The organism is Paenibacillus sp. FSL H8-0282, assembly GCF_037963825.1.
In the GTDB taxonomy this organism is placed as follows: domain Bacteria; phylum Bacillota; class Bacilli; order Paenibacillales; family Paenibacillaceae; genus Paenibacillus_AQ; species Paenibacillus_AQ odorifer.
The window spans coordinates 3,965,074-3,988,933 of sequence record NZ_CP150146.1; the positions used below are offsets into that span (position 1 = coordinate 3,965,074).

The following is a 23,860-nucleotide window of genomic DNA, read 5'->3' on the forward strand; positions in this document are numbered from 1 at the left end:
CCCCTTTAGAGTCGATTATTCAAACCTTGTTGGTCTCATCCGCGCTTAATCTGCTTACCACAGCGCATGAGTACAAGCTCACAGAACATCATGTTTGCCCAAGAGAACCATGGACGTGTAAATTCATCAGGATTATCCACATGAAACCCTTCATGCATAAATCCAGTTCCTGCATCCGTCTTCTCCAGCAGATGAAGTAAGGCTTCCTGTTCCTCAAAGCGGGTAGATGTCATTCCCTGCATCGCTAAAGCTATGGGCCAGATATACCGATTTGGCGTATGCGGACTTCCAATGCCAGCAGCCGCTTTTCCTGCGAAAAAATAAGGATTAGTGCTACTTAAAATAAGTTCACGGGTATTTTTATAAATAGGATCATCAGCAGTCACATAACCCAAATAAGGGATAGAGAGTAGACTAGGTACATTTGCATCATCCATAAAATTCACCTGTCCCAGACCATCTACTTCATAAGCATAGACCGCTCCAAACTCTGGATGTTCTACAATTCCATACTCACTTATTCCCTTATTAAGCTGGTCAGATAGTTTTCTAGCTTTCTTTTCCAGCTCCTGATCACCTAAAATCTCACGGGCAATTTCACACACATATCGTAAAACAACCACCGCGAACATATTGGCCGGAACCAAATACCCATATTCACAGGCATCGTCACTAGGACGAAATCCAGACCAAGTCATTCCGGTATAAGCCGTCAACGTCCCTTTGCCTTCTCGAGCTAACGTATCCGTGGGCGGACAGTTCATCCGTTGAAAAAGATATTTTGAATCGCGCTCATGGTTCTGTTCGGTAGTCCATAATGTTATGATTCTTTCTACGCCTGTTACAAACGACTCATTAAACTGACTAGTACGGCCCGAATTCTTCCAGAGCAGATAACTCAGTTGTATTGGATAACATAACGAATCAATTTCATATTTTCTTTCCCAGACTCCCGGGCTCATCTCCGTCAGATCCTCTTGGTGGCCATGCCCACTTTCTTCTTCATTGAATGCGTTAGCATACGGATCAAGCTGGATGTAAGTAAATTGTCTACGTACAAGTCCCTCAATCATGTCTGCAATTTCTTCATCTTCGGAGGCAAGGATTAGGAAAGGTCTGACCTGTGCGGCGGAATCCCGTAGCCACATCGCTGGAATATCTCCGGTAATAACAAAAGTGCTTCCGTTTGGCATTCGTTTTAAGGTTGTGTTCCAGGTGTTGGCCATACATTTCTCGAACATTTCGGCTAATTTCGGGCGATCACTCAGCTGTGCTTTTACGCTAGATGCCAGTTTATGCATCGACTCGGGTATTTCTCTAGTTGCTTTCAGTTATAATACCCCCTTTTTCTTTTTAAATTTGAAGCGCTTTCATTGATTAGTATATTGTCATGTGATTAGTATGTCAATATGTTTATTTTATTATAATGATATATCAATACATCTATAATGATAAATACATATCTAAAACAAATAAAAAAACCCATCCAAAAAGATAGGTTTTTATAACAACTAATATATGTTTAATTTGGAGAATAAGCCAAAATTCTATTTAGAGATAGATTGTTTAGCGGAGCTTGTGGATTCACCAGAAATTAACTCAGCTTCCAGCATTATCTTATTGGACACACTCTGCCCGTTCATAATTCGCAATACATTTTCTACTGCAAGCCGCCCCATCTCTTCTTCATTTTGCCGTAAATGGGTAAATGCATAACCCGAACCAAGTGGAGTTGGCGGACTATCAAAGCAAATGATCGAAATATCTTCTGGAATTCGTAGCCCAAGTCGTTGGACCGCAGTTCTAGCCAGCAGCGCAATATTATATTCCACAGCAAAAAGCGCCGTTATTGTTGGATTCTTTTGCAAATGAGAAATTAGCCGCGAAATGTCATGTTCAATATTCTCATCGTTGAAGGAATCCGGTAGTGTTGAGGTCAAATCGCTGACCCACAATCCCTTGTCTACAGCTATTCCCCGTTCCGCATGCGCTTGAATAAATCCCTCTACCCGCTCTTCAAGAGCTGTGGTATCCGCTGGAGGTGGAGAGAGAAAGGAGATATGAGTATGCCCGAGATCAAATAAATACTCCGTACCTTTGAGTGCAGCCTGCATATTATCAGTACTGATCGATGCTGCTGCCACTCCTTTTAAATGGCGATCTACCAGAACTAGCGGGAACCGCCCTATCACCAATTTTAGAATCTCCGCATTAAAAAATTCGCCTTGAGCCGGAAAAATGATCAGACCATCTACACCTAAGCTGAGCAACTTCTGAATAGATTTCTCTTCGTTCTCCGGCACCCCAAACGTTCTTCTTAAAACCAGAAAACAATCATTGTCACGTGAAGCCTGCTCCATGCCATAAATTAAGCCTGTGCCATAGCTGTTGCCAAAGTCGGTAATAACCAGACCGATCGTCTTTTCCTCATGGTTAAAGGAATTGAAAACAGTTCCGTCGGAGACCGTCCCCGGAGATATCGCTGATTCCATGTAATCGACTGCTGGATCTGCCACAAATGAACCTCTCCCCGGTTTTCTCACAATTAATTGTTCCGCGGCGAGCATTTCCAGAGCTTTTTTACTCGTAATCCGACTAACATTATAGGCTTCAGCCAGTTCTTTCTCTGAGGGAACCCGTTCCCCTTGTCCGTAGGATTTATTAACGATAAGCTGCTTCACTTCATCAAATATTTTTTCATACATCGGTTTGGATGATGTTGTCTCACTCATGACTTTCGTTATCTCCTGACTCTAATTTTTTCATCTTATACATAATAATATATCATGATATATTAAGTTTGTCGACAGTTGTGCGGCTACAGCAAAAAAAGAGGGAGGAAGGATGTAAAGTGGAAAAATACAAAACTTCGTATATAAACAGAGATAACCCGTATTCAGTGAATGCTGGTTAAATAAAGGCTAAGTAATCGCTATAAATATCATTTCTACTATATTCTTAGATAATATCAAACCGTATTTCATCTAACAAGTTTTTACACTTTTGTCCATTTGTTCTTTTTTTATTCAAAAACAGCTAACACAGGTCTATCGTAAATTGCTGTTCAGAATATATAATAGAGACTATCTGGTATAGAAAGGAAGTTGAATAGTTAATGAAATTTAATGATTATCGCTATGAGCGCCCGGATGTAGAGAAGTTCAAACAGGATTTTAACAACCTGCTTAAAGATCTCAATGACACCGAGCCATTAGAAGTGCAAAAGGCTTCCGTTACCGCTATTAACAAGCTTCGCAATGAGTTTGACACCCTGCAGACATTGGTTAGCGTTCGCCATTCGATCAATACAACAGATGAATTCTACAAGGCTGAACAGGAATTCATGGACGAGATTGGCCCTATCGTTCAGGAATACATAACGGACTACTACAAAGCACTCGTCAATTCCAAATACAGAGCCGAATTCGAACAAGAATGGGGCACGCAGCTGCTTCAGCTTGCAGAAGTAGCTCTGCGTACTTTTAGTCCAGAAATCATCGAAGATTTACAATTGGAGAACAAACTCTCTACAGAATACGCTCAGCTTATCGCGTCCGCCAAGATTCCATTCGAAGGCGAAGAACGGACACTGACTCAGCTTACTCCATTTGAATTGTCCACGGACCGCGATATGCGCAAACGTGCTTCACAAGCCAGATATGATTTTATGTCTGAACATGAGAGTGACTTTGATCGAATCTATGACGAGCTAGTTAAAGTCCGTGACCGCATTGCTAAAAAGCTTGGTTACAGCAACTTTGTTGAGCTAGGTTATGACCGGATGATGCGTACCGATTATAACGCCGACATGGTAGCCAACTTCCGGAAACAAGTTCTGGAGCATATCGTACCCGTCTCCCAACAGCTTAAGAAACGGCAGACTGAACGCCTAGGTCTGGATGCCTTGAAGTTTTATGACGAGAACTTCAGCTTCAAGACTGGCAATGCCACTCCTAAAGGAGATCCTGACTGGATTGTAGCTAACGGATCCAAGATGTACAAAGAGCTCTCTCCGGAAACTGATGAATTTTTTACTTTTATGTTGGATAACAATCTAGTGGATTTAGTAAGTAAAAAAGGTAAGCAAGGCGGTGGCTATTGTACTTACTTCAGCCAATACCAAGCACCTTTTATCTTCTCAAATTTCAATGGAACCTCAGGGGATATTGATGTCTTGACCCATGAAGTGGGGCATGCCTTCCAGGTGTATGAAAGCCGAAATATTAATGTACCTGAATATGCTTTTCCTACTTATGAAGCCTGTGAGATCCATTCCATGAGCATGGAGTTTTTTGCTTGGCCATGGATGGAATTGTTCTTTGAAGAGGATGCAGACAAATACCGTTTCAATCATTTGGCAGATAGCCTTCAGTTTATTCCTTACGGAGTTACTGTAGATGAATTCCAGCATTTTGTTTACAGCAATCCTGAAGCAACCCCTGCTGAACGTAAGCAAGCATGGCGAGAAATCGAGAAAAAATATTTGCCGCACCGCAATTATGAAGGTAATGCTTATCTGGAACAAGGTGGATTTTGGCATAAGCAAGGCCATATCTTCGCCTCCCCGTTCTATTACATTGACTATACACTAGCACAGCTATGTGCCTTCCAGTTCTGGAAACGTTCAAATGAAGATTTTAAATCCGCTTGGAGTGATTATTTAGAGTTATGTCAAGCTGGAGGAAGCAAATCCTTTATCAAGCTGGTTGAACTTGCGGGCCTGACTTCACCTTTTGAAGATGGCTGCATTAGTTCGGTCATTGGGGAGATTGAAAGCTGGTTAAACAGCATTAATGATAAAGAACTTTAATAATACCTTGCAGTACCGATAAAAAAGCAATCCCTGCTTCTTAGCTGGGATTGCTTTTTTTTGCACATCGAGGTTATTTAGCGATAACGAATCAACAAGTCCAGTGGATAACGACCTGCATTACGGCCATACAAAGCTAACCCGCCGTCCTCTGCTTGCAGCTCCAAACGGAAAACACGATTGCGATCCAGCTTCGCTGCTAACTGTCCCGGTACACTTGCCTTGCATAGGTAGCCGTAAGATCCAGCCTCATCCAGCTTATTCGCTATTGGCTGATAATGCCAAGACAAAATCCCTCTGCTATCAGCCGGATCATCCGGTAAATAGAAAGAACCAATCCGCTGCCCATCCACCAGAACGTTCACTCGGGAAGGATGACGCTCTTCATCCGTCATATAATACGTATTCGGATTATATTCCACCCTCGCATCTGCCCCATGCATAAGATCAAGGCCCATATCATTAAGCTTCGTACCTTCAACATGCCGCGCCAGCAATCGTTTAGCACTTGCTTCGAAGATGATTTCGATCTCACCAATCATTGATTTATCTGCTGCATCTGGCAGTGTAACCTCGTATACATACTGACCTTGCCCAGCACCATTGATCTTAGATCCTTGGATAGCATCCCATTGATGCTTAAAGTTATGATCGGTATAAGCTCCCACTGGAATTTGAATAAATTCTCCTTCACCTTTAAACAATACAGTGTTATTACCGCCTCTTACATCAAAAGTAATGAAATTCCGCGTGATCGCTTCACCCTTCTCATTAATCAGAGAAACAGCAAGTATTGCAGCCGCCTCCTGACCAGGCATTGTAATGTTCAAAGAAGGAAGTATAGTGTTTCCAAAGTTATCCCATTTCACAGACATATGTCCACTTTGCGCAGTGACCCGAGTCCCCAAATTGTCGTACCACAGTTCCCATTTCAGCTTCAAATTATGACCGTGATAGCTGTCCGCGAAGCTCGAACCTAGCAAAGGTACTTTAACACTCTGCCCTGCTTCTACTGTCTGGCATGGAGGAGCATCTATCACGATAAAATCTGGGGAATGCAGATCCGCAATCGTCATCCCGGGAACAAAATCCCCATATCCAAAATCCTTATCGCTCCCGTCTAGCCGGTAATAACCATTGAACTCATTCGTAACATCACGGAATTCAGTAAATACGAATCCACATAGCTTATCATGCCGCCGGAATTCATTCATCATATAGCGGTAATGCCATGCCAAATCACTGTCCCCTGCACCACCTTCTATCCCCCACACGTTACCGCATTCGCTGTTCATTAGAGGGGCATCAGACTGTACGTTGCCGCCAATACAGTTAAACTCCGATCCCGGGAATGTTTTATCTATAACCTCATTTAAGTGGGCTTGCAGCTGCTCGTAACCATTAATGTAAAAGTGCCATGTATTAATATCCGATTCCACATGATCATAATTACACGGCGAGTTATCCTCAACAATTCTAGTCGGATCAAGCTGCTTCGCCCAGCGATATTTCTCCCGCACCCATTCCTGTGTCTCTTTAAGATAACTACTCTGCTGCTGTATATCACTTGTGAGGCTAGCCTCCTGAGCATCTGTCTTCAAACCCCAGGTCTCGTTGAACATAACCCACGAAAAAATAGATGGATGATTATAATCTCGTTCAATCACCTCAAGGGCTTCTCTCTCATAGGAGGCTCTGGCCTTGTCATCCGGATTACCCCAGAAACAAGGCATATCTTCCATAACAAGAATGCCAAGCTTATCCGCCCAATACAGCTTACGGGGTTCTTCGGGCTTAATATGAATTCGCACCATGTTTAGCCCTAAACGTTTCATTAGATAAATTTCATCCCGCATGTCTTCATCCGTTGGATAGGTGAAAAACCCTGTCTTGTGATAGGACTGATCAAGAGTACCGTTCAAATATATCGGCTTACCATTTAAGGTGATCCACCGATAATCACGATCTTCAAAGCGGGCAGTCTGAATTTCGCGAATTCCGAAATAAGTGCTGACTGTATCTGTACCAAACGATCCACTAAGCTGCAATTCACCTTCATATAAATAAGGATTTTCTGGACTCCACAAATGCGGATTGGGAACATCGATAGACAGCTTACATTCGTTCACCCCTGCTATAAGCTGCAGCTTCTCTGTATGAACAACAGAATGATCAGCGAATTGCAGCGTAAACTCTGCCGAACCCGTTTCATGCGCAATTATTCTTGTAGTTACCTTCACCTGTCCATCTATACGGGTCACAAACTTTGCATCTTTCATATAAGTTTCGGGACGTACTTCAAGCCATACAGGCTGCCAAATTCCACGGATTTCTCCATATCCTTGTTTGCCCCGCGCTTGATAAGCATGATCGAAATCCTCAGCTCTTACGACAATATTATTCTCACAATTAGCTGCCCAGTAAGGTGTAATATCAAATTCAAATGAACCATATCCACCTTGATGTGAACCTACATGTTCTCCATTTATCCACACATCACATGAATAATCTACTGCCCCAAAACGTAAAAACAATCGTGTTTGTTGGTCAACAGCCTGCCCATTCACGGTGCGGCGATACCAGCCTATTCCTTGTTGATCGCAGCCAATTCCGGATAAGGGACTTACCCAAGAAAAAGGTACAGTGATCATTGAGTCGTAAGCGATTTCAGGATTGGAGTACCATAACGCCTTCATACCTTCATTGTTCGGATCAAACTTAAATGACCATTGCCCATTCAAATTCATCCATTCATGACGTTGCCAATTTGGATGAGGGTGTTCAGAACGAGGAATCGCAAGTGTCTCAGAAGCTAATATAGAAGTTGTCATATGGCGAGCACAGCCTTTCAAAATAAGAAGTTGAGCCCATTTTAGCACCAGTATATGTTTTTCGCAATGTTTATTATGATTTTACAATACTCGTTCTTCATTGTACAATAACCTCAACCCATCCTATACGAAAAGGAACAAATATGATGAATGATATTTCACAAGAAACGATACGTTATCCCGCGTCACGAATTTTAGATGTAGCTAAAGCACTGTCTGGTGACGTCCGCGTCCGCATTCTTGAAGCCCTTGGAGAGAAGCCTATGAGTGTCAGTCAATTAGCTGAGACGTTAGGTGTAGCTCAGCCAACGATATCTATCAATGTGCAGACGTTAGAACAGGTTAATCTTATCTCATCTACACAAGGAGCAAATCGCGAAAAAATCTGTGCGGTCACCTGTCGCTCTATTCAACTCGATCTCCCTTCAAAGCTAGGGGATGGGCTGCATCAAACTGAGGAAATACATATGCCCATCGGAATGTTCTCCCACTGCTCCATACAACCGTCCTGCGGGATGGCCGGAAAAGATGGTGGTGTCATTGGCTCCCAAGATGATCCAAGAGCATTCTACATGCCTGAACGAGTCGATGCCTCTCTCTTATGGTTCGCAGAAGCCGGTTATGTCGAATACTATTTTGCCAACCCCCTGCCTCCAGGCGTCGAGTTGGACGAAATCCGCATTTCGGCAGAAGTATGCTCAGAAGCCCCTTCATTTCGAGAGGATTGGGCCAGTGATATCAGCTTATCCATCAATGACCAGTTAGTCGGGACTTGGACCTGTCCCTCCGATTTCGGGAACCGCAAAGGGAAACTGACCCCTGAACGTTGGAGAAGTGGAACTGAATATGGAGCTCTTACTACATGGAGTGTCTCGGAATCGGGCAGCAGCTGTAATGGTTCTCTCTCATCTTCCACTACAATCAGCTCTTTAAAGCTGGCGTTTAATGAACCTATTCGTGTACGTTTTGAAATTCGGGAGGATGCACTCAATAAACGAGGACTAAATCTGTTCGGAAGTGGGTTCGGGGACTATGCCCAGGATATCATACTGGCGTTTGTACGACGTCCGAAATGAGGAAAAAGAGGCAGGAGTGCCTCGGAAGTGGATCCAATGTTCACCAGCATCAAGAAGAACATCAACAATGGATGCACACTTCCAGCCCTGACCAGATGGACCTCTCTATTTCATACCAGTAGAGACATTATTTTGCTTCAACTTTTTTTAGATTCTCAGCGACTCTGAAGGTTACAATCTTGCTAATTAATTCATAAGGCATAGGCTTATCAATAGGGAATTGAACGGAACCTTTAGCACCTTTATAGCCTGATAATTCATCTTTAAAAGCATTAATTCCACTTGGAGTTGGATAGAATCCAATATGCTTGGGATAAGCAGCGAAATGCACCAAATTTCCGTGTAATGCAAAAGTAGGCATCTGATAGCTTATTTTTTCCTCTGCTTCCGGTGCCGCCTCTTTTATCACCTTTCTTAACGTATTAAGGATTTCCTGAACCTCAAGCGAAAACCCGGAAATATAGGCATCGATCGATTCATATGTGATTTTACTTTCATCCATGATATAACTCCTCTCTGGATCATCTCCACGATTTGCATAAATGTAGGGCCGCTAAAGCCTCAGCTTCAGTACTTTTGAACAACATTTTATCGCCTTGATTGCATTCGTAAATAAAATCATTCAGACTTTTGCTGTTATAGCTTGTAAATTCTCCTACGATAGCAACTCTCATCTGATAGTTTGTATATTTTTGTGCAATCTCACCAGCAACTCCAGACTTTAGCTCGAAAAAATCATCCGTAATCTGTTCCTTCCTCAGAAGCATTTTATCGCATCCTTGGTATTTCACATTCATCATTAAGTCTAAGGCATCCCTTACATTATTGATTATGATCTCCTCACCAGAGATTATAGCTACCGTTGAATCATTCTTATCATCCACTGTGATTTTCATTCAAGACTACTCCTTTTCCGCGAAGAATTTCTGCAACATTATGATTACTCTGCTTAATCGCAACCGACCATGCAGATTCACCACTTTTTATTTTAGCAGAAATGTCGGCGCCATGTTCGATTTACAACTCTATTAGTTCTACATTATCCGTATGAAAAGCAGCAGAATGTAAGGAAGTATAACCATCACTATCGAATATATTATTCTCCATATTCGCAAGGTGCGGATGAGCTTTCAGGATTTCTTTCAGCCGTTCTGCTTGGCCTGATTGTGCTGTCTGAAATACATCATTAATGATTAATTATCGTATAAACGAGCTAAGCCATAAAAAGAAAAGAGGATTCGTTCAATGTTCTTTGAACGAATCCTCTAATGATCACAATTCTGGAGCTCAGTAGATTAGATTAAATCCGACTTTTCAAGTAGCCGCTTCACGATCTCTGCAACCTCAGCTCTGGTCATATCATCTTTCGGAGCAAGCCCTTTACTGCTTCTTCCCATGATAATGCCTGCCTGCAAAGTGTCAGTAACTCCACTGATTGCCCAGTTAGAAACCTTACTACTATCTGTAAATGGAGCTAACAAAACGTCAGCCGATTGAACAGAAAGCTTAGTCTTTAGCGCTGTAATTTTCATCGCTTTAGCAATAATTAACATCGCTTGTTCACGGGTAATATGTTCATCAGGGCGGAACATGCCATCTTCAAAACCATTGATTAATTGATAAGTAAATGCCGTGTTGATCGCACTGTTATACCAATCCGTGGTCTTTACATCTGAGAATGGTGTTGCAGCTTGTTCCATCTCAAGTCCCAGACCGCGTACAACAATCGCCGCAAACTCTGCACGGGTAATGGCTTGATCCGGAGTAAATTGACCACTACCTGTTCCCTCAATGACTAATCGGGAGCCCATATCGTTCACTGCCTCTTTTGCCCAGTGATTAGCTACATCACTAAATTCAAGCGGATGCCAGATTACGGAGTAAGTACCTCCGCTTAGGCTGTTGATAGTAGCAAAATATTTGCCATCAATTACAACCACTTTAGTAGGAACATGGTGTACCGAACCTTCGGAATCAACGTACACTCCAGTTGTAATCTTGTTCGGGTCCATCCCTTCAGGAATGGCTATGGTACGTTTAACATACGTATTGAATTGGGAAAGTTCAATACTCTTATCTCCGTAGATACCTCTAGCCGTAAAATTAACTGGCGCGGAAACTAATGAGAAGGATCCTTTTTGCGCAGCTGCTTCTAAAGCTTTAACTTTATCGGCTGTAGGAGCACTAATTTCAATCTGTATCTTAATATCTTGCAAAGCTACCGACTTACCGATTTGCTCGTTCAAAGCGTCAATATTAATTTGTTGAGCAGGCAGTGTAAATGTCGCATTTCCCGCTTTAATCTCAAGAATCGCTTGATTACCCTGCATATTTTTAACCATTTGTCCATTTAATTCGCCAACTATAACATCAGATTTACTATTTGCACCGATAGAAACTACTGTACCTTTACCTTCAGTGGCGAGCTTGTCCTCTAGCTTCTTCTGATCTAACACAATAGTGGTTAACGTTTGCTCATTCCGTTTACCATTCGTTGCGGTTCCCACTGTTTCAGCTTTACCATTGATTAGAATGGAAGCAGCATTTACCACAGGTGCCGGAGTTGGTGATGGGGTTGGTTGCGACGGAACAACAACATCACCACCAGATGGAGTGCTAGGAACAACTGCATTGGACTCAGCAGAGGATTCGCTGATGCCAGCTTTATTGATTGCCTGTACCGTGAAGGTATAGCTTGTTCCATTCGTCAAACCACTGATTGTCAGAGGACTTCCAGTTCCTGTAACCGTCAAACCTCCCGGATTAGCAGTTACAATATATCCTGTGATTTCGCTGCCTCCATCGTTCACCGGCGGGATAAAGGTGATGATTGCTTGACCATTCTCTGCAGTTGCAGTTACGGATGTTGGAATTCCAGGTGCTGTAACTGGTTTAACAGGTGCCTTCACAGTAACGGTTGTAGAAGCCGTATAACTACCATCTTTCGTCGTTACCGTTATGATGGCTGTTCCTTCACCAATCGGAGTTACTACTCCATAAACAACCTTAGCTACTGTCTCATCGCTCGAGCTCCAGATCACACCTTTATTTGTTGCATTAGCAGGAGCTACTGTCGCTTGTAGAGTTCCCTCGCCTTCACCCACCGTTAAGTTAAGTTCTGGCTGGTCTAAAGTCACCCCAGTTACGATAACGTCAGGTGGCTTAGGAGCGGCTACATTAACTGTGGTTGTAGCTGTAAAACTTCCATCTTTGGTCGTTACCTTGATAACCGCTGTACCCTCTCCAACCGGAGTTACTACTCCGTTCACTACGGTCGCTACAGTTTCATCGCTCGAGCTCCAGATCACGTCTTTATCTGTTGCATTCGCAGGCTCTATTGTTGCTTTTAGAATTCCATCAGCTTCACCAGCTGTTAAATTCAGTGTTTCCTGATCTAGCTTCACTCCAGTTACGTCCACAACGGGCGGGATTGGGGCACTCACATTTACTACAGACGAAGCTGTAAAACTTCCATCTTTCGTCGTTACCGTAATAACTGCTGTCCCCTCTCCAACCGGAGTTACTACTCCGTTCACAACGGTCGCGACTGTTTCATCGCTCGAGCTCCAGATCACGTCTTTATCCGTTGCATTGGCAGGCTCTATTGTTGCTTTGAGGAGTCCATCAGCTTCACCAGCTGTTAAATTCAGTGTCTCCTGATCTAGCTTCACTCCAGTTACATCCACAACCGGCGGGATTGGAGCACTCACACTAACTGTGGTTGTAGCTGTAAAACTTCCATCTTTGGTCGTTACCGAAATAACTGCTGTCCCCTCACCAACCGGAGTTACTACTCCGTTCACAACGGTCGCGACTGTTTCATCGCTCGAGCTCCAGATCACGTCTTTATCCGTTGCATTGGCAGGCTCTATTGTTGCTTTGAGGAGTCCATCAGCTTCACCAGCTGTTAAATTCAGTGTCTCCTGATCTAGCTTCACTCCAGTTACATCCACAACCGGCGGGATTGGAGCACTCACATTTACTACAGACGAAGCTGTAAAACTTCCATCAGTAGTCGTTACCGTAATAACTGCTGTCCCCTCACCAACCGGAGTTACCACACCGTTCACAACGGTCGCAACTGTCTCATCGCTCGAGCTCCAATTTACTGTTTTGTTCGTGGCATTAATAGGTGCTATTACGGCACTAAGCGTGTCTCCTGCTTCTCCTTCCGTTAAACTGAGTGTTGGTTTATCCAGGGTCACTCCGGTTACGATTACATCCCCCGTATTGTTCACGGTCACATTAAAAGTGTAGGTGTTGCTTAATGCTCCATCACTTACCTTAACAGAAATCACACTGGTGCCAAAAGCATTCGCTGCGGGTGTTATTTCTAAAGTTCGTTGCTCACCACTTCCACTTATTTTCAGTCCATTATTCGGAATTAAGAGCGTATTCGAGGAAGTAGCTGATACTTGTAGGTCATCTCCATCCACATCGAGGACCTTAAAGGATCGTGAGACCGACTTGTTTTTATCGGTTGTAGTATTCCCCATAAAACCTGTGTCCTGCTTCCAGGTTGCCCCAGTAATTGTACCGTTCTTAAGGGGAAGACCAGAGGTATTAATAGCTACATTCCCATCATTGCTATTCGCTAATTTATAGTTTAAAGCCAGATTAGGCTCCGAGCCTGTCAAGTCGACATTCATTTCTCGAACAATATCACTTTGGGTCTTGGCTTTACTCCAGAACCTAACGTCTCTCATTCCGCCGTTATAATCTCCGTCCTGTCTCCACGTGCTTTTTCCAAGCCAGTTATTCGGACGTGCAACGTTTCCTACTGTACTTAAATCCATGGCCCCTTCTGCCTTAAGTACACCATCCCAATAAATCCGTCCCTTTTTCTGACTGTGATCATAAACAATTGCGACATGAACCCATTTAGAAATCGGGAAATCCTCAGTGACATTAATATCTCCCTTATTAGTGTAGGCAGTGAAATTCATCCGTTTACCGTTAAAACCTACAAAAATATTGTGGTTCTGCTCTGCGATCGATGATTCAAAAAATCTCATCCATGTCTGAAAAGCATCTACTTTCAAAAATCCTTCAACTGTAAAAGAATTCCCATAAATCCGTTGATCCGGGAAGGTCACATAATCCCCGTTACCGTCAAAACTAAGATAGTCCCCACCATTTAGTTCTGTCAGATAAGGTGCATCGTTCACTGGATTTACAGTAATTACGGCTATACCCGGATCTGAGCTGAACGCGGCAGATACTGTGGTATTCGCATTTTTTTGATAATTTTGATAACCGGATGCTGTTGTATCCCATAGCTTAAAGCTAATGGATGCCGTTCCGTTCCAGTCTTTCGCCGGGACAAAACGGATTTTCTCCGATTTCAGCAGCAGAAAAGCATTACTGTTCGACACCGGCTCGATATTATACCAAATTCGTCCCACCGTGTTGTAATACTGCCAGGCCCCTTTGGTATTATCTAAAGCTACTACAGCAATCCCTGTTGACGCTGGATCCGATACTTTTCCTGTCAAAAAGCTGGCTACCTCAACTCCTGCGTTGGAATAGTCATCTTCATTGATCGACGTTATTATAGCTGGGCTATTCTCGATCCAACCGAAACTAGCTTTTGCACTTATGATTGGAGTTTGCATAGGACCCACTCCCTGCACCACAAGTCCAGTACATAACGAAATACTAATGCCTATTTTCATAAATGATGGCTTCAATCTCTATTTCCCCCTCTAGCATAAATCATGTCCTTAATTCGACAATAATCGAGAGTATTATACAAAATTAAGATAAACAAAAAATAAACAAAAAAAGAACCCTCGATAGCCATCCTTTCGAAGGTTCCTTCCATTACAATAACTTCTGTTTCATTAACGCTTTAAGTTTAGGATCGGGTGTTGTTCCGAGCTCTTGCTGCAGCATCTCTTCCAATTGACCAAATTTCCGCTGTGCTTCATTCATTCGCCCTAATTCAATTAATAAGTTGATGATTTCATGATAGATGTCCTCTCGCAAGGAATCTAATTTTATTATTTCTCCAAAATAATGCAGTGCTTGCTGCTGCTGATTCTGCTCCAAATGAAATCTTGCAGCCAGCTCCACCAATCCTATATATTCATGCTCGAGTCTGCGCGTCCTGCTACTGGCCCATTCATAGGCTTTTCCTTTGAGTAATGCTCCTGTGTATAAACCTTCTGCTTGAATCATCCATTCAACATGTCTTTCAGAGGTTTGCCTGATTTGCTTTAACAATCGCTCAAATTCATACAGATCACAATAAATGCTGCTTTCTACTACATGAATTTCATTCCTGCTAGCTTTTATATAATTGGCGCCGATTGCTTTTCGAATATAATACAGCGTCGAGTTCAGATTCTTCCATGCTTTTTCAGGCTCCAATCCGCTCCACAACGTGTCGATAATTTCCTCCCGGCTAACCGTCCCTTTACTAACCAGAAAAGCAAATAATTCTTCTGTTTTTGGACTTCTCAGCTTGATTAGCTCTCTGTTCTGCGTTCTGCGGTACACTTTTAAACCATTAAATAAAAAAACTTCTAACGTAGGCTCAGCCGTTGTATTTCGATTTATTTTTTTGAGTTTCTCTAACGTCTTAGACAACCGCTCCGCAGTTACAGGCTTCAAAAGATAATCCACTGCACTTAGGTCAAAAGCCTGCAGCGCATACTCATCAAATCCGGTTACAAAAACCACATCTATCGATTCATCCAATTCATGCAAAAGGCTAGAAAGCTTCATCCCATTCGTCTCAGGCATAGAAATATCCAAAAAAGCTACATCTATCGGATTGGCCTTCGCAAAAGCATAAGCTTCCGCAGGATTCAAAAACGTCTCATAGACATCAATCTCTCCGCTCTGCGATAAGATCCGCTTCAGGCGTTTTACCGATAACTCCTCATCATCTACAATAATCGCTCGCAGCATGCCTCAACCTCCCATCCGCTTAAGCTGCTGTATTGGAATTTCAAAAGATACCGTTGTGCCTAATCCTTCAGCACTTTGAATATGAATATTTTTTCCATATAATAGCTTGATGCGCTGACTGATATTCCACAGCCCCACCCCTCTTTTATCTACATCTGACTGCATTACTTCTTTCAATTTATGCTCACTCATTCCAGATCCATCATCCTCCACAATAAAGCTAATCACAGAATTCTCTAATTCTTTTACAGATATAATTACCGTGCCACCCCGCAAATTGGACATTAGGCCATGCCTTATTGCATTTTCGACCAAAGGCTGTAGAATCAGCGGAGGAATCCGGTAATCCTTATTCACTCTCACATCATATTCCACATTTAATCTGGCACCGAAGCGTGCTTTTTCAATATTGATATAAGCCTCTACCAGCTCAAGCTCATTCTCCAGACTCGTTAGTGAATCCAGTTGTTTGAAATCAAAGCTGCTTCGCAAATACTGGGACAGCTGCAGTGTCAACTCTTCGGCCTTCTCAGGTTCTTCCACACATAGTTCAGCAATTGAATTCAGAGCATTGTATAAGAAATGAGGTTTGATCTGGGATCGTAAAAAAGCAATTTCGGCGTCTTTAGCAGTCTTCACGGAAGCTCTCAATCGAGTCAGACTTTTAACACGTGCCATTAGCTCTTCAGCTTCAAAAGGTTTTCCCACATAGTCATTTGCACCGTTATCCATGGACATCTTCATATCGCTCACCCTGTTCTTGGCCGTCAGCATTAACACAGGTAGCTCAAAAGGAGTAAATCTCTCTCTAATCTTTTGCAGAACCTCGTAACCCGAAATGTCCGGCATGGTAATATCCAGTACCACCAAAAAAAAGTCTGTGTTTTTCGCTAGCTCCTCAAGTGCCATCTGCCCGCGATTGACAACCACAATAGAATATTTCTCTAGCTTAAACAGATTGATCATAGATTGCAGATTGGCAAAATCATCGTCCACTACTAAAATGGGCTCATTGATCTCGCCTTTGATATAAAGGGGATAACTACCATGGGAGAAACTTAATTCTTTATAAGAATGTGCCGCCTTAAGGGTTGGCCTCGAGATTGGCTTAACCGCTTTATCCCACCGTGGAAGTGTAAAAATAAACACCGAACCTTTTTCCACTGTAGATTCCACAGCTATGTTCCCACCATGCAGTTCTACTAGCTTCTTAGTAATACTTAATCCGAGCCCTGTTCCACCATGACTATGAATCTCCGCCTCATCCACCTGCTCAAAAGCTTTGAAAATACGCTCCTGCATATCCGGTGAGATACCCAAACCTGTGTCTGCCACACGTACTTCCACCCACTCCTGAATAACTCTGGCACTAATCTCTATTTCACCCTGTTCCGTAAATTTAATCGCATTATCAACCAAGTTGTGGAAAATTTGAATCAGACGATTGCCATCTGCATTCACCATAGGAAAATTCGAAGCGACTCTGTTAACGAGCAGGATCGACTTTTCTCCGAGCAAAAAAGAATGAATACCCATGACGGAATCAACAACGGCTTTCAAATCCAGGTTGCTTTTGTATAATGTGATGTCTCCATACTTCATTTTGGAATAATCAAGTAGTTCATTTACCATATGTGTTAATCTTCTGCCGCTCCCTATTACGATCGCTAGATTCTGCGCTTGTTTTTCATTAACTGGACCCTCAACCCCATCCAGCAGCGTAGCTGTAATGTTCACTATGGCATTTAGAGGTGTTTTTAGTTCATGTGAGGTGTTGGAAAGGAATTCATCTTTAATTTTATCCAGCCCGATCAGCTGGTTTTTCATCTCGTCTATGGTATGGTAGGCTTCAAAAAAACGTAGAACAATCAGCACGATCATGATGATATTAAAAGCCACAATGTAAAACTGCCCGAGCCAAAGGTTCTCTTTTATAGAAAGAGCAAACAAAATAATGTCTATGGAATATAGATTAATAGCTAGAATCGCCATAAACATCAGCAGCAATTTGATTCTATTTACTTCTGCGCTTCTGATATACAGGGTGGCCACTCTACATAACATCCAAATTAACATCAGCTCATATAAAATAATCACATACGGATAAATGACCGTGTAAGAACGAATCGGCAGGATGGCGACCAGAATTATAAAGCTGCCTAAAACAATCGTTATGGCTTGAGTAAATTTTAAAGATATTATGCTTTTGTGCATTTGGTAAAAAAATATTGCGAGCACAATAAAGCAGGAGATGGAGCTTATATCCTTTACTTTGTAGAGCACTATGAACGAAAGTTTAGGGAAAAAGAGTAAGAGTGAACGCTCGCCGATCAACCCATGATATATCGCAAACAGCAAACAAATAGTAGCAAATACAAGTAAAGAGTAATCCTGCTTACGGTATAAGGACGCCGCCCCAAAGCAGATAAAAAAGATAAGGGCAAGTGTGCCTAAAATAGCAACGGTGCTAAATTCACGGGCCGTACTCTTCTGCTGAACCTCCATCATTGCTGCTTCCTCACCAAAGGATAAAGAAACCGGAATGCCCCCATTTACATAATCGAAGTTGGAGACTTGAATTATGATTTCTACATCTCCCTTATCAGACGAAAAAAGCCCAATCAGCGGGATATTCCCTGACCGATAATCAGCTTCATTAGCAGCAGGATTTCCATCCTCAATAACTGACTGTCCATTAACAAAAATCCTGCTTGAAAAGCGGATATTTGTTTTTTTCAAGGCGAATACCCCGCTTACAGGCAGGTTTTTTAGAACCATCCGATAGGTGGCGGAACCGAAGGCGGGTAAAGGGCTTCCATTAACGATGTTGCCGTTCCACCGGGAGGGCACCTCCATCCAAGCTGTAGAATCAGGTATATCTGCGCTACCCGCCCTAAAATGCTCAGAAGTTAATAGCTGGTTCCAATAAAACTCCCATTCACCATCTAACTTGATAATCTTATCCTGTTCGTAATCCCAAGCCGCGAGATCCATGACTCCATGCTGCACTTGCAGGTGACTTCCTTGTTTATCGTGACCCATAAGAATGGATAGAGGAATCGCAGATAATAAAATTAAACCAATCAGATAGATAAGTAATGTCCTTTTGAGCATCGTATCGGCCCCTTTTATGGAAGAGTAAAGCTGCAGCAATCACCAGGGCCATCCTGCAACACGTGATGTAGAGTAAAAAGTTTAGATGAACATAGATAATTCTATAAAATTTTCTAATTTCCTTCACAATTCGACAAAGTAATAGGCCTTTATTAGGATTTTTTTCGGAAAAAGCGGGACTTGTATGAAAAGAGGGTCTGAGAATTCTTGCGGCTCTGAATGCTTACGCCGCACGCATGCGGACTCAGGAGACCTTATTTGCTGAAAAACGAGGGTTTTGACACGCTATCGGACTCAGTTGCAACTATATGCTCATAACCACCCTTTTTTGAGTCGATTTGCAGCTAATAAGAGCTATGCAGTCCGTAACTTTTGGAATACGAGCGAAAATGTACGAATAGCTGCAATACGGTCCGTTCATCCCGGAGTTACATGACTTTGGTGACATAGACAACATGGATAATCTGACGACTTGGACTAGATAGACAATTCTGACGTCGTTGGGAACTCTGAATGCTTACGCCGCACGCTTGCGGACTCAGGAGACCTTATTTGCTGAAAAATGAGGGTTTTGCCACGCTATCGGACTCAGTTGCAACTATTCGCACATAACTGCCCAATTTTGAGTCGATTTGCAGCTAATAAGAGCTATGCAGTCCGTAACTTTTGGAATACGAGCGAAAATGTACGAATAGCTGCAATACGGTCCGCAACGTTCGAAAATGAATAATGATATTGCGCAGAGCACGTAATCCATTTTTGCGGATCAGTAAGCACATGATGATCGTCCTAGAAAAGCCATGCGGCCGCGCGGGGGAAGAATCCGCTTTTAGAGTAACTATTAACTTCAGCAAATTCAGCTCGTTCACCCTGCTAGCTACCTTCATTTAAAACCTATTAGAATTCGTCATCTTTATACACAGTAACTCATTGAAGAAATCCTCAGCACTCGTTATAATAGCAACTATAGGTCGTGAAGAACACGCCGCTTTTATACAATCTCTATCCTGGGTTAAGCTCAGGAGGAATTGTATGGGAGCGGCTTTTTCTTTTTTCAAAAAATTACTTAAGGAGGATATACAAAATGTCCAGATTCGAACAGCAACTAGAGGAATGGTTACAGATCAACTTGGATAAGGAGAACAATCCCCGCAGACAGGAGCTTCTTGCAAAAGGGTTGGGCTATGGAACAGTCGAATTTCTGCGTGCGGTATGGTTTCCTGCTGTAGGAAACTTCAACTACTTGTTCCACGAATGGGAAGTGCGCGATTTCAACAATGGTTATCGTTATCTTGATCTGGCCTATATGCCAGGTGGAGCAAAGGGTGGAATTGAGATTCAAGGCTACGGTCCGCATGCTAGAGATCTTGATGTACGACGATCCAAAGATTTATGTAGACGCCATTCCTTATTATCGCTAGACGGTTGGACCTTCCTATCCATCGCCTATCCCTCAATCACGGACGAGCCTCAGCTATGTCAACAACTAGTACTCGCATTCATCGGCAAATTCATGGCTTCAGACGCGCCCTCTTCATTAACTTGGTTAGAAGCTGAAACACTTCGTTTCGCAAGACGTCTTCTGCGTCCGTTCACACCTGTAGAGCTTACCCACCATCTTAGAGTCACTAATCGCCATGCCCGACGTGTTTTACATGAGTTAGTTGAACAGCAGCTACTAGAGATCGTCGGTGGAAAAGTACGCAATCGAACCTATCAGCTTAGAATGTGATGACTTGATTAGTTTGGTTTGATTAGTATGGTTTGATTAACAAAGTTACGTTCGGACCGTATAGCTCTTATTTCCCAATTCCCCTCGTTTTCGCCACACTAACGGACTCAGTTGCAGCTATTTACTCAAAAACACTGCTCTGACCTAATTTTTCAGCTCAATAAGAGCTATACAGTCCGAAACTCACGGAAAATGAGCGAATTAGCTGAAATAGCTGCATTATGGTCCGTAACGGCAACTCTAGGGTCATACCAGCAAGGCTCATACAAAAAATGATCATGAATCTAATCCGTTGCCCCCCCGCATTGTCCTTCCAAAATCTAAGTCTTTTTCATTACCATCTATTACTATTACTATCATTATTCAGAAAAAAAGTGCTCTGTTTAGTCCGTATTTTAATCAACGCTTGACCTTAGGTCTGACCTAAGGTTTATAGTTATTTTATCAAATAACTTACAGTTAGGAGCACCGCCCTTGAATCCGTACCTTACAATTGGCGAACTATCAAAACTTATGAATGTATCTATCCACCAGATTCGATATTTTGAAGAAAAAGAAATCCTGTTTCCATCCTATATAGACAACAATCAGTACCGGATGTACGGCATCGATGAGATCTATCAATTGGCACATATCCTGTTGCTCCGCAAATTAAACATCCCTGTCAGCACCATTAACCAAAGTATGAATAAATCCGCAACGAATGACTACCAACTGCTGTTAGAGAAATCGTTAAACAAAATCAACTCAGAAATAAACCAATTAATAATGCTGCAACAATTTATACAAAAGGTACTAAAAGAGCATGCAGATTATGGCAACATGGAGGGGGAGTATCAAATTAAACATGTGGACAATCGTTATCTGAAAAAGTGGTTGGTGCTAGAGGATAACGAAACAATAACTGCACGAAGTTTATATGAAAAAAAACCGCAGTACCATCATTTATTTGAAACAGATTTGCATTATGTATACGATTCTGAACAAGTAACCTTATGCTTTGAAACCATTGAAACCACTCCCGCCCCTGACATTGTTTTAGAAAAAGGGTGTTATCTCTATAAAGCATTTTTTGTAACAGACGATCAGGATGTAGATCATGAGATTGCCAAGCTGGAACACTTTTTAAATGAGCATCACTACATGGTATTGGGACCAATCATCATTTTGGAGAAATCGTACCTATCCATGTTTAACAACGACAAGCTTCATTATGAGCTTCAAATTCAAATCGAGCATGCCTTAGATGATACCACTAAATGAGTACAAACGAGGTTATCATCGCCCATTACCAGGAACAAGATCGTGAGGCTGTAAGCAGGCTTTTGGTAGATGCATTTCACGGAAAATTTCACTTTCTCCTCTCTCTCGAGGACAATGAAATTGCTGATCTACTTATGAGACTTTGGGAACAAGATTCTTCTTCCTTATCATCTAAACAAATAATCGCTTATGAAAACGGAGAAGTGGTTGGCACTATCTACTTAAAATGGCAGGATACGCTCTCCTTTAAAAAAGGATCAATTAAACCACTGCATTCGACTCCCTTTTTGCAGCTATTCAAGAAATTTGGATGCTTAAATGTCTGTAAGTTAATCCTTGGGTTATATTTTTTGGATTATCAACCTAGAGCAAAAGAGTGTTATGTGGCTCATTTGGCTGTTCGGTCCAGTCACCGTAATAAGGGAATTGGCAAAGAGTTGCTGGGTTGGGCGGCGGATTTTGTAAACAGTCATTCTGAGGTTGAAAAATTAACGCTACATGTTGCTAACAAGAATAAACGTGCCATTAATATGTACCAGCAGTTGAACTTTGAGATCCATAAATCTGACTATAGCGCGGTAAGACATTTACTTTTTAAAGAGCCTGTTTGGCATTACATGATAAAAAAAACATCGCTACAATCTGGGGGATCAATGAATGAAAAAGAAAATTAAGCTAACTGTCTGGATGATTACCATTTCGTTGTTGATTGCAGCGGTCCTGTTCGTACTACAGCAACATTCTTTTTCAATGACTGAGCAAAAAATTGAAATAGATACACCTCAAGGTCAACTAACAGGAACCTTAGTTCTGCCCGAAAGTTACTCTGGAACCGTCGGACTGGTAGTTTTTGTTCATGGGGATGGCCCAGTTAATGATACTTACGATGATGGATATAAACCTTTGTGGGAAAAGCTCGCCTCTGCCGGATATGCTTCCTTATCTCTTAACAAACCGGGTATTGGGGGTTCCTCAGGGAACTGGCTAGAACAAAGCATGGAGGATAGGGCGCAAGAAACTATTTATGCGATTAACTGGGCTAAAGCCTTACCTATGATTGATGCTCAAGCTATTGGTTTGTGGGGAGCAAGTCAGGCGGGCTGGGTGATTCCTAAGATTGTTAAAAAAGTGCCTGATCTCGCCTTCAGTATTCTTGTATCCCCCGCCATTCAATGGATTTCTCAAGGACAATACAATACCAGACAAGAGATGATTTTAGAAGGTTTTTCAGAACAGGAGATAAAAAGGAGAGAAGATTATAACGCGCAAATCCTACTGCTACTTAAAGAACAGGCGTCGTATGAAAGTTACTTGCGAATTGCACAATCGGACGATTTAATTTCCAAAGAAAAATGGGGTTTTTTCGCTAAAAATTATCAGTCAGATGCGAGCGGGGATTTAAAAAACTTCACTACACCTGTCCATTTAGTTCTTGGCGGGCAAGATATAAATGTAGATGTTGAGGAAACCGAACGTGTTTACCGTGAAAAAATTCCTGAAAATCTGCTTTCAGTCTTCTATATTCCTGATGCTGATCACTCTATGCTCTCAAAAAAGAATGCCTCATCACCATTAAGAACATATTTGACCGCTGTCTTTTTTCCACGACATATTGTTGTTGAGCCATATTTAGATGATTTGGTTCACTTTGTAAGCCAGTTTTAATCTGTTTGCCATCCATTATGCACTCTCGCCAGCTGAACTCCCTATGTTCGGACCGTACAGCTCTTATTTTCCAATTATCTTCGTTTTCGCCACGCTATCGGACTCAGTTGTAGCTATTTACTCAAAAACACTGCTCTGATCCACTTTTTCTGCTCATTAAGAGCTATGCAGTCCGAAACTCAGGGAAAATGAGCGAATTAGCTGAAATAGCTGCGTTACGGTCCGTAACCACCACGCGGAAAGTACTTAACAACAGCACAAGCCCGCGTATTGGCTATGATTTCCCCAGAATCTACGTATCTTATAGAATACCTACGACTATCACCAATGCACTCCCTACGTTCGGACCGTATAGCCCTTATTTCATGAATTCCCTCGTTTTCGCCACGTTATCGGACTCAGTTGCAGTTATTTACTCAAAAACACTCCTCAGATCCACTTTTTCGGCTCATTA

15 protein-coding genes are annotated in these 23,860 nt (G+C 42.3%); 6 read left to right on the forward strand and 9 right to left on the reverse strand.

From position 1 onward, the window contains the following. Positions 1–35: 35 nt before the first annotated feature. Positions 36–1,301: a glycoside hydrolase family 125 protein gene (locus NST94_RS17090; protein WP_076128250.1), complete on the reverse strand. Its 1,266-nt coding sequence runs from the start codon at positions 1,299–1,301 to the stop codon at positions 36–38. A gap of 246 nt (positions 1,302–1,547) precedes the next feature. Then, a complete protein-coding gene (locus NST94_RS17095) occupies positions 1,548–2,732 on the reverse strand; it encodes a GntR family transcriptional regulator (RefSeq protein ID WP_076194647.1) in 1,185 nt (394 codons plus the stop codon). A gap of 383 nt (positions 2,733–3,115) precedes the next feature. On the opposite strand from NST94_RS17095, the gene NST94_RS17100 reads away from it, so the two are divergent. Continuing rightward, on the forward strand, positions 3,116–4,810 hold the full coding sequence (locus NST94_RS17100; protein WP_076184489.1) for a M3 family oligoendopeptidase: 1,695 nt from the start codon (positions 3,116–3,118) through the stop codon (positions 4,808–4,810). A gap of 77 nt (positions 4,811–4,887) precedes the next feature. On the opposite strand, the gene NST94_RS17105 is transcribed toward NST94_RS17100, so the two are convergent. Then, positions 4,888–7,641: a sugar-binding domain-containing protein gene (locus tag NST94_RS17105; protein ID WP_339243792.1), complete on the reverse strand. Its 2,754-nt coding sequence runs from the start codon at positions 7,639–7,641 to the stop codon at positions 4,888–4,890. A gap of 143 nt (positions 7,642–7,784) precedes the next feature. On the opposite strand from NST94_RS17105, the gene NST94_RS17110 reads away from it, so the two are divergent. Continuing rightward, positions 7,785–8,717, forward strand: a complete 933-nt coding sequence (locus NST94_RS17110) for a helix-turn-helix domain-containing protein (protein ID WP_254848923.1) — start codon at positions 7,785–7,787, stop codon at positions 8,715–8,717. Between the two features lie 127 nt (positions 8,718–8,844). On the opposite strand, the gene NST94_RS17115 is transcribed toward NST94_RS17110, so the two are convergent. The 6 genes from NST94_RS17115 to NST94_RS17140 form a co-directional block, all read right to left on the reverse strand. Beyond that, a complete protein-coding gene (locus tag NST94_RS17115; protein ID WP_076304056.1) occupies positions 8,845–9,219 on the reverse strand; it encodes a DUF1801 domain-containing protein in 375 nt (124 codons plus the stop codon). A 19-nt stretch (positions 9,220–9,238) separates the two neighbouring features. Beyond that, positions 9,239–9,613, reverse strand: a complete 375-nt coding sequence (locus NST94_RS17120) for a DUF4180 domain-containing protein (protein WP_076128242.1) — start codon at positions 9,611–9,613, stop codon at positions 9,239–9,241. 399 nt (positions 9,614–10,012) lie between these two features. Further along, positions 10,013–14,407: an Ig-like domain-containing protein gene (locus NST94_RS17125; protein WP_339281110.1), complete on the reverse strand. Its 4,395-nt coding sequence runs from the start codon at positions 14,405–14,407 to the stop codon at positions 10,013–10,015. 133 nt (positions 14,408–14,540) lie between these two features. Further along, positions 14,541–15,632, reverse strand: coding sequence for a response regulator (locus NST94_RS17130; protein ID WP_339281111.1), 1,092 nt, complete (start codon positions 15,630–15,632; stop codon positions 14,541–14,543). Positions 15,633–15,635: 3 nt separating this feature from the next. Beyond that, positions 15,636–18,746, reverse strand: a complete 3,111-nt coding sequence (locus tag NST94_RS17135; RefSeq protein WP_339281112.1) for an ATP-binding protein — start codon at positions 18,744–18,746, stop codon at positions 15,636–15,638. Positions 18,747–19,384: 638 nt separating this feature from the next. After that, positions 19,385–19,633 carry a hypothetical protein gene (locus NST94_RS17140; RefSeq protein WP_339281113.1) on the reverse strand — a complete coding sequence of 83 codons (249 nt, stop codon included), beginning with the start codon at positions 19,631–19,633 and terminating at the stop codon, positions 19,385–19,387. A 197-nt stretch (positions 19,634–19,830) separates the two neighbouring features. Here NST94_RS17140 and NST94_RS17145 point away from each other — a divergent pair, with 197 nt between their 5' ends. The 4 genes from NST94_RS17145 to NST94_RS17160 all read left to right on the forward strand — a co-directional run bounded on the left by NST94_RS17145 (position 19,831) and on the right by NST94_RS17160 (position 23,406). After that, the gene (locus tag NST94_RS17145; RefSeq protein ID WP_339281114.1) at positions 19,831–20,478 is read left to right on the forward strand and encodes a transcriptional regulator; all 648 of its coding nucleotides are present in this window, start codon (positions 19,831–19,833) and stop codon (positions 20,476–20,478) included. A gap of 474 nt (positions 20,479–20,952) precedes the next feature. After that, positions 20,953–21,741, forward strand: a complete 789-nt coding sequence (locus tag NST94_RS17150) for a MerR family transcriptional regulator (RefSeq protein ID WP_339281115.1) — start codon at positions 20,953–20,955, stop codon at positions 21,739–21,741. Further along, positions 21,738–22,415, forward strand: coding sequence for an N-acetyltransferase (locus tag NST94_RS17155; protein ID WP_339281116.1), 678 nt, complete (start codon positions 21,738–21,740; stop codon positions 22,413–22,415). The genes NST94_RS17150 and NST94_RS17155 overlap by 4 nt, the downstream gene beginning before the upstream one ends. Then, complete coding sequence (locus tag NST94_RS17160; protein WP_339281117.1) at positions 22,399–23,406, forward strand: alpha/beta hydrolase; 1,008 nt, start codon at positions 22,399–22,401, stop codon at positions 23,404–23,406. The genes NST94_RS17155 and NST94_RS17160 overlap by 17 nt, the downstream gene beginning before the upstream one ends. The last annotated feature ends 454 nt before the right edge of the window (positions 23,407–23,860 follow it).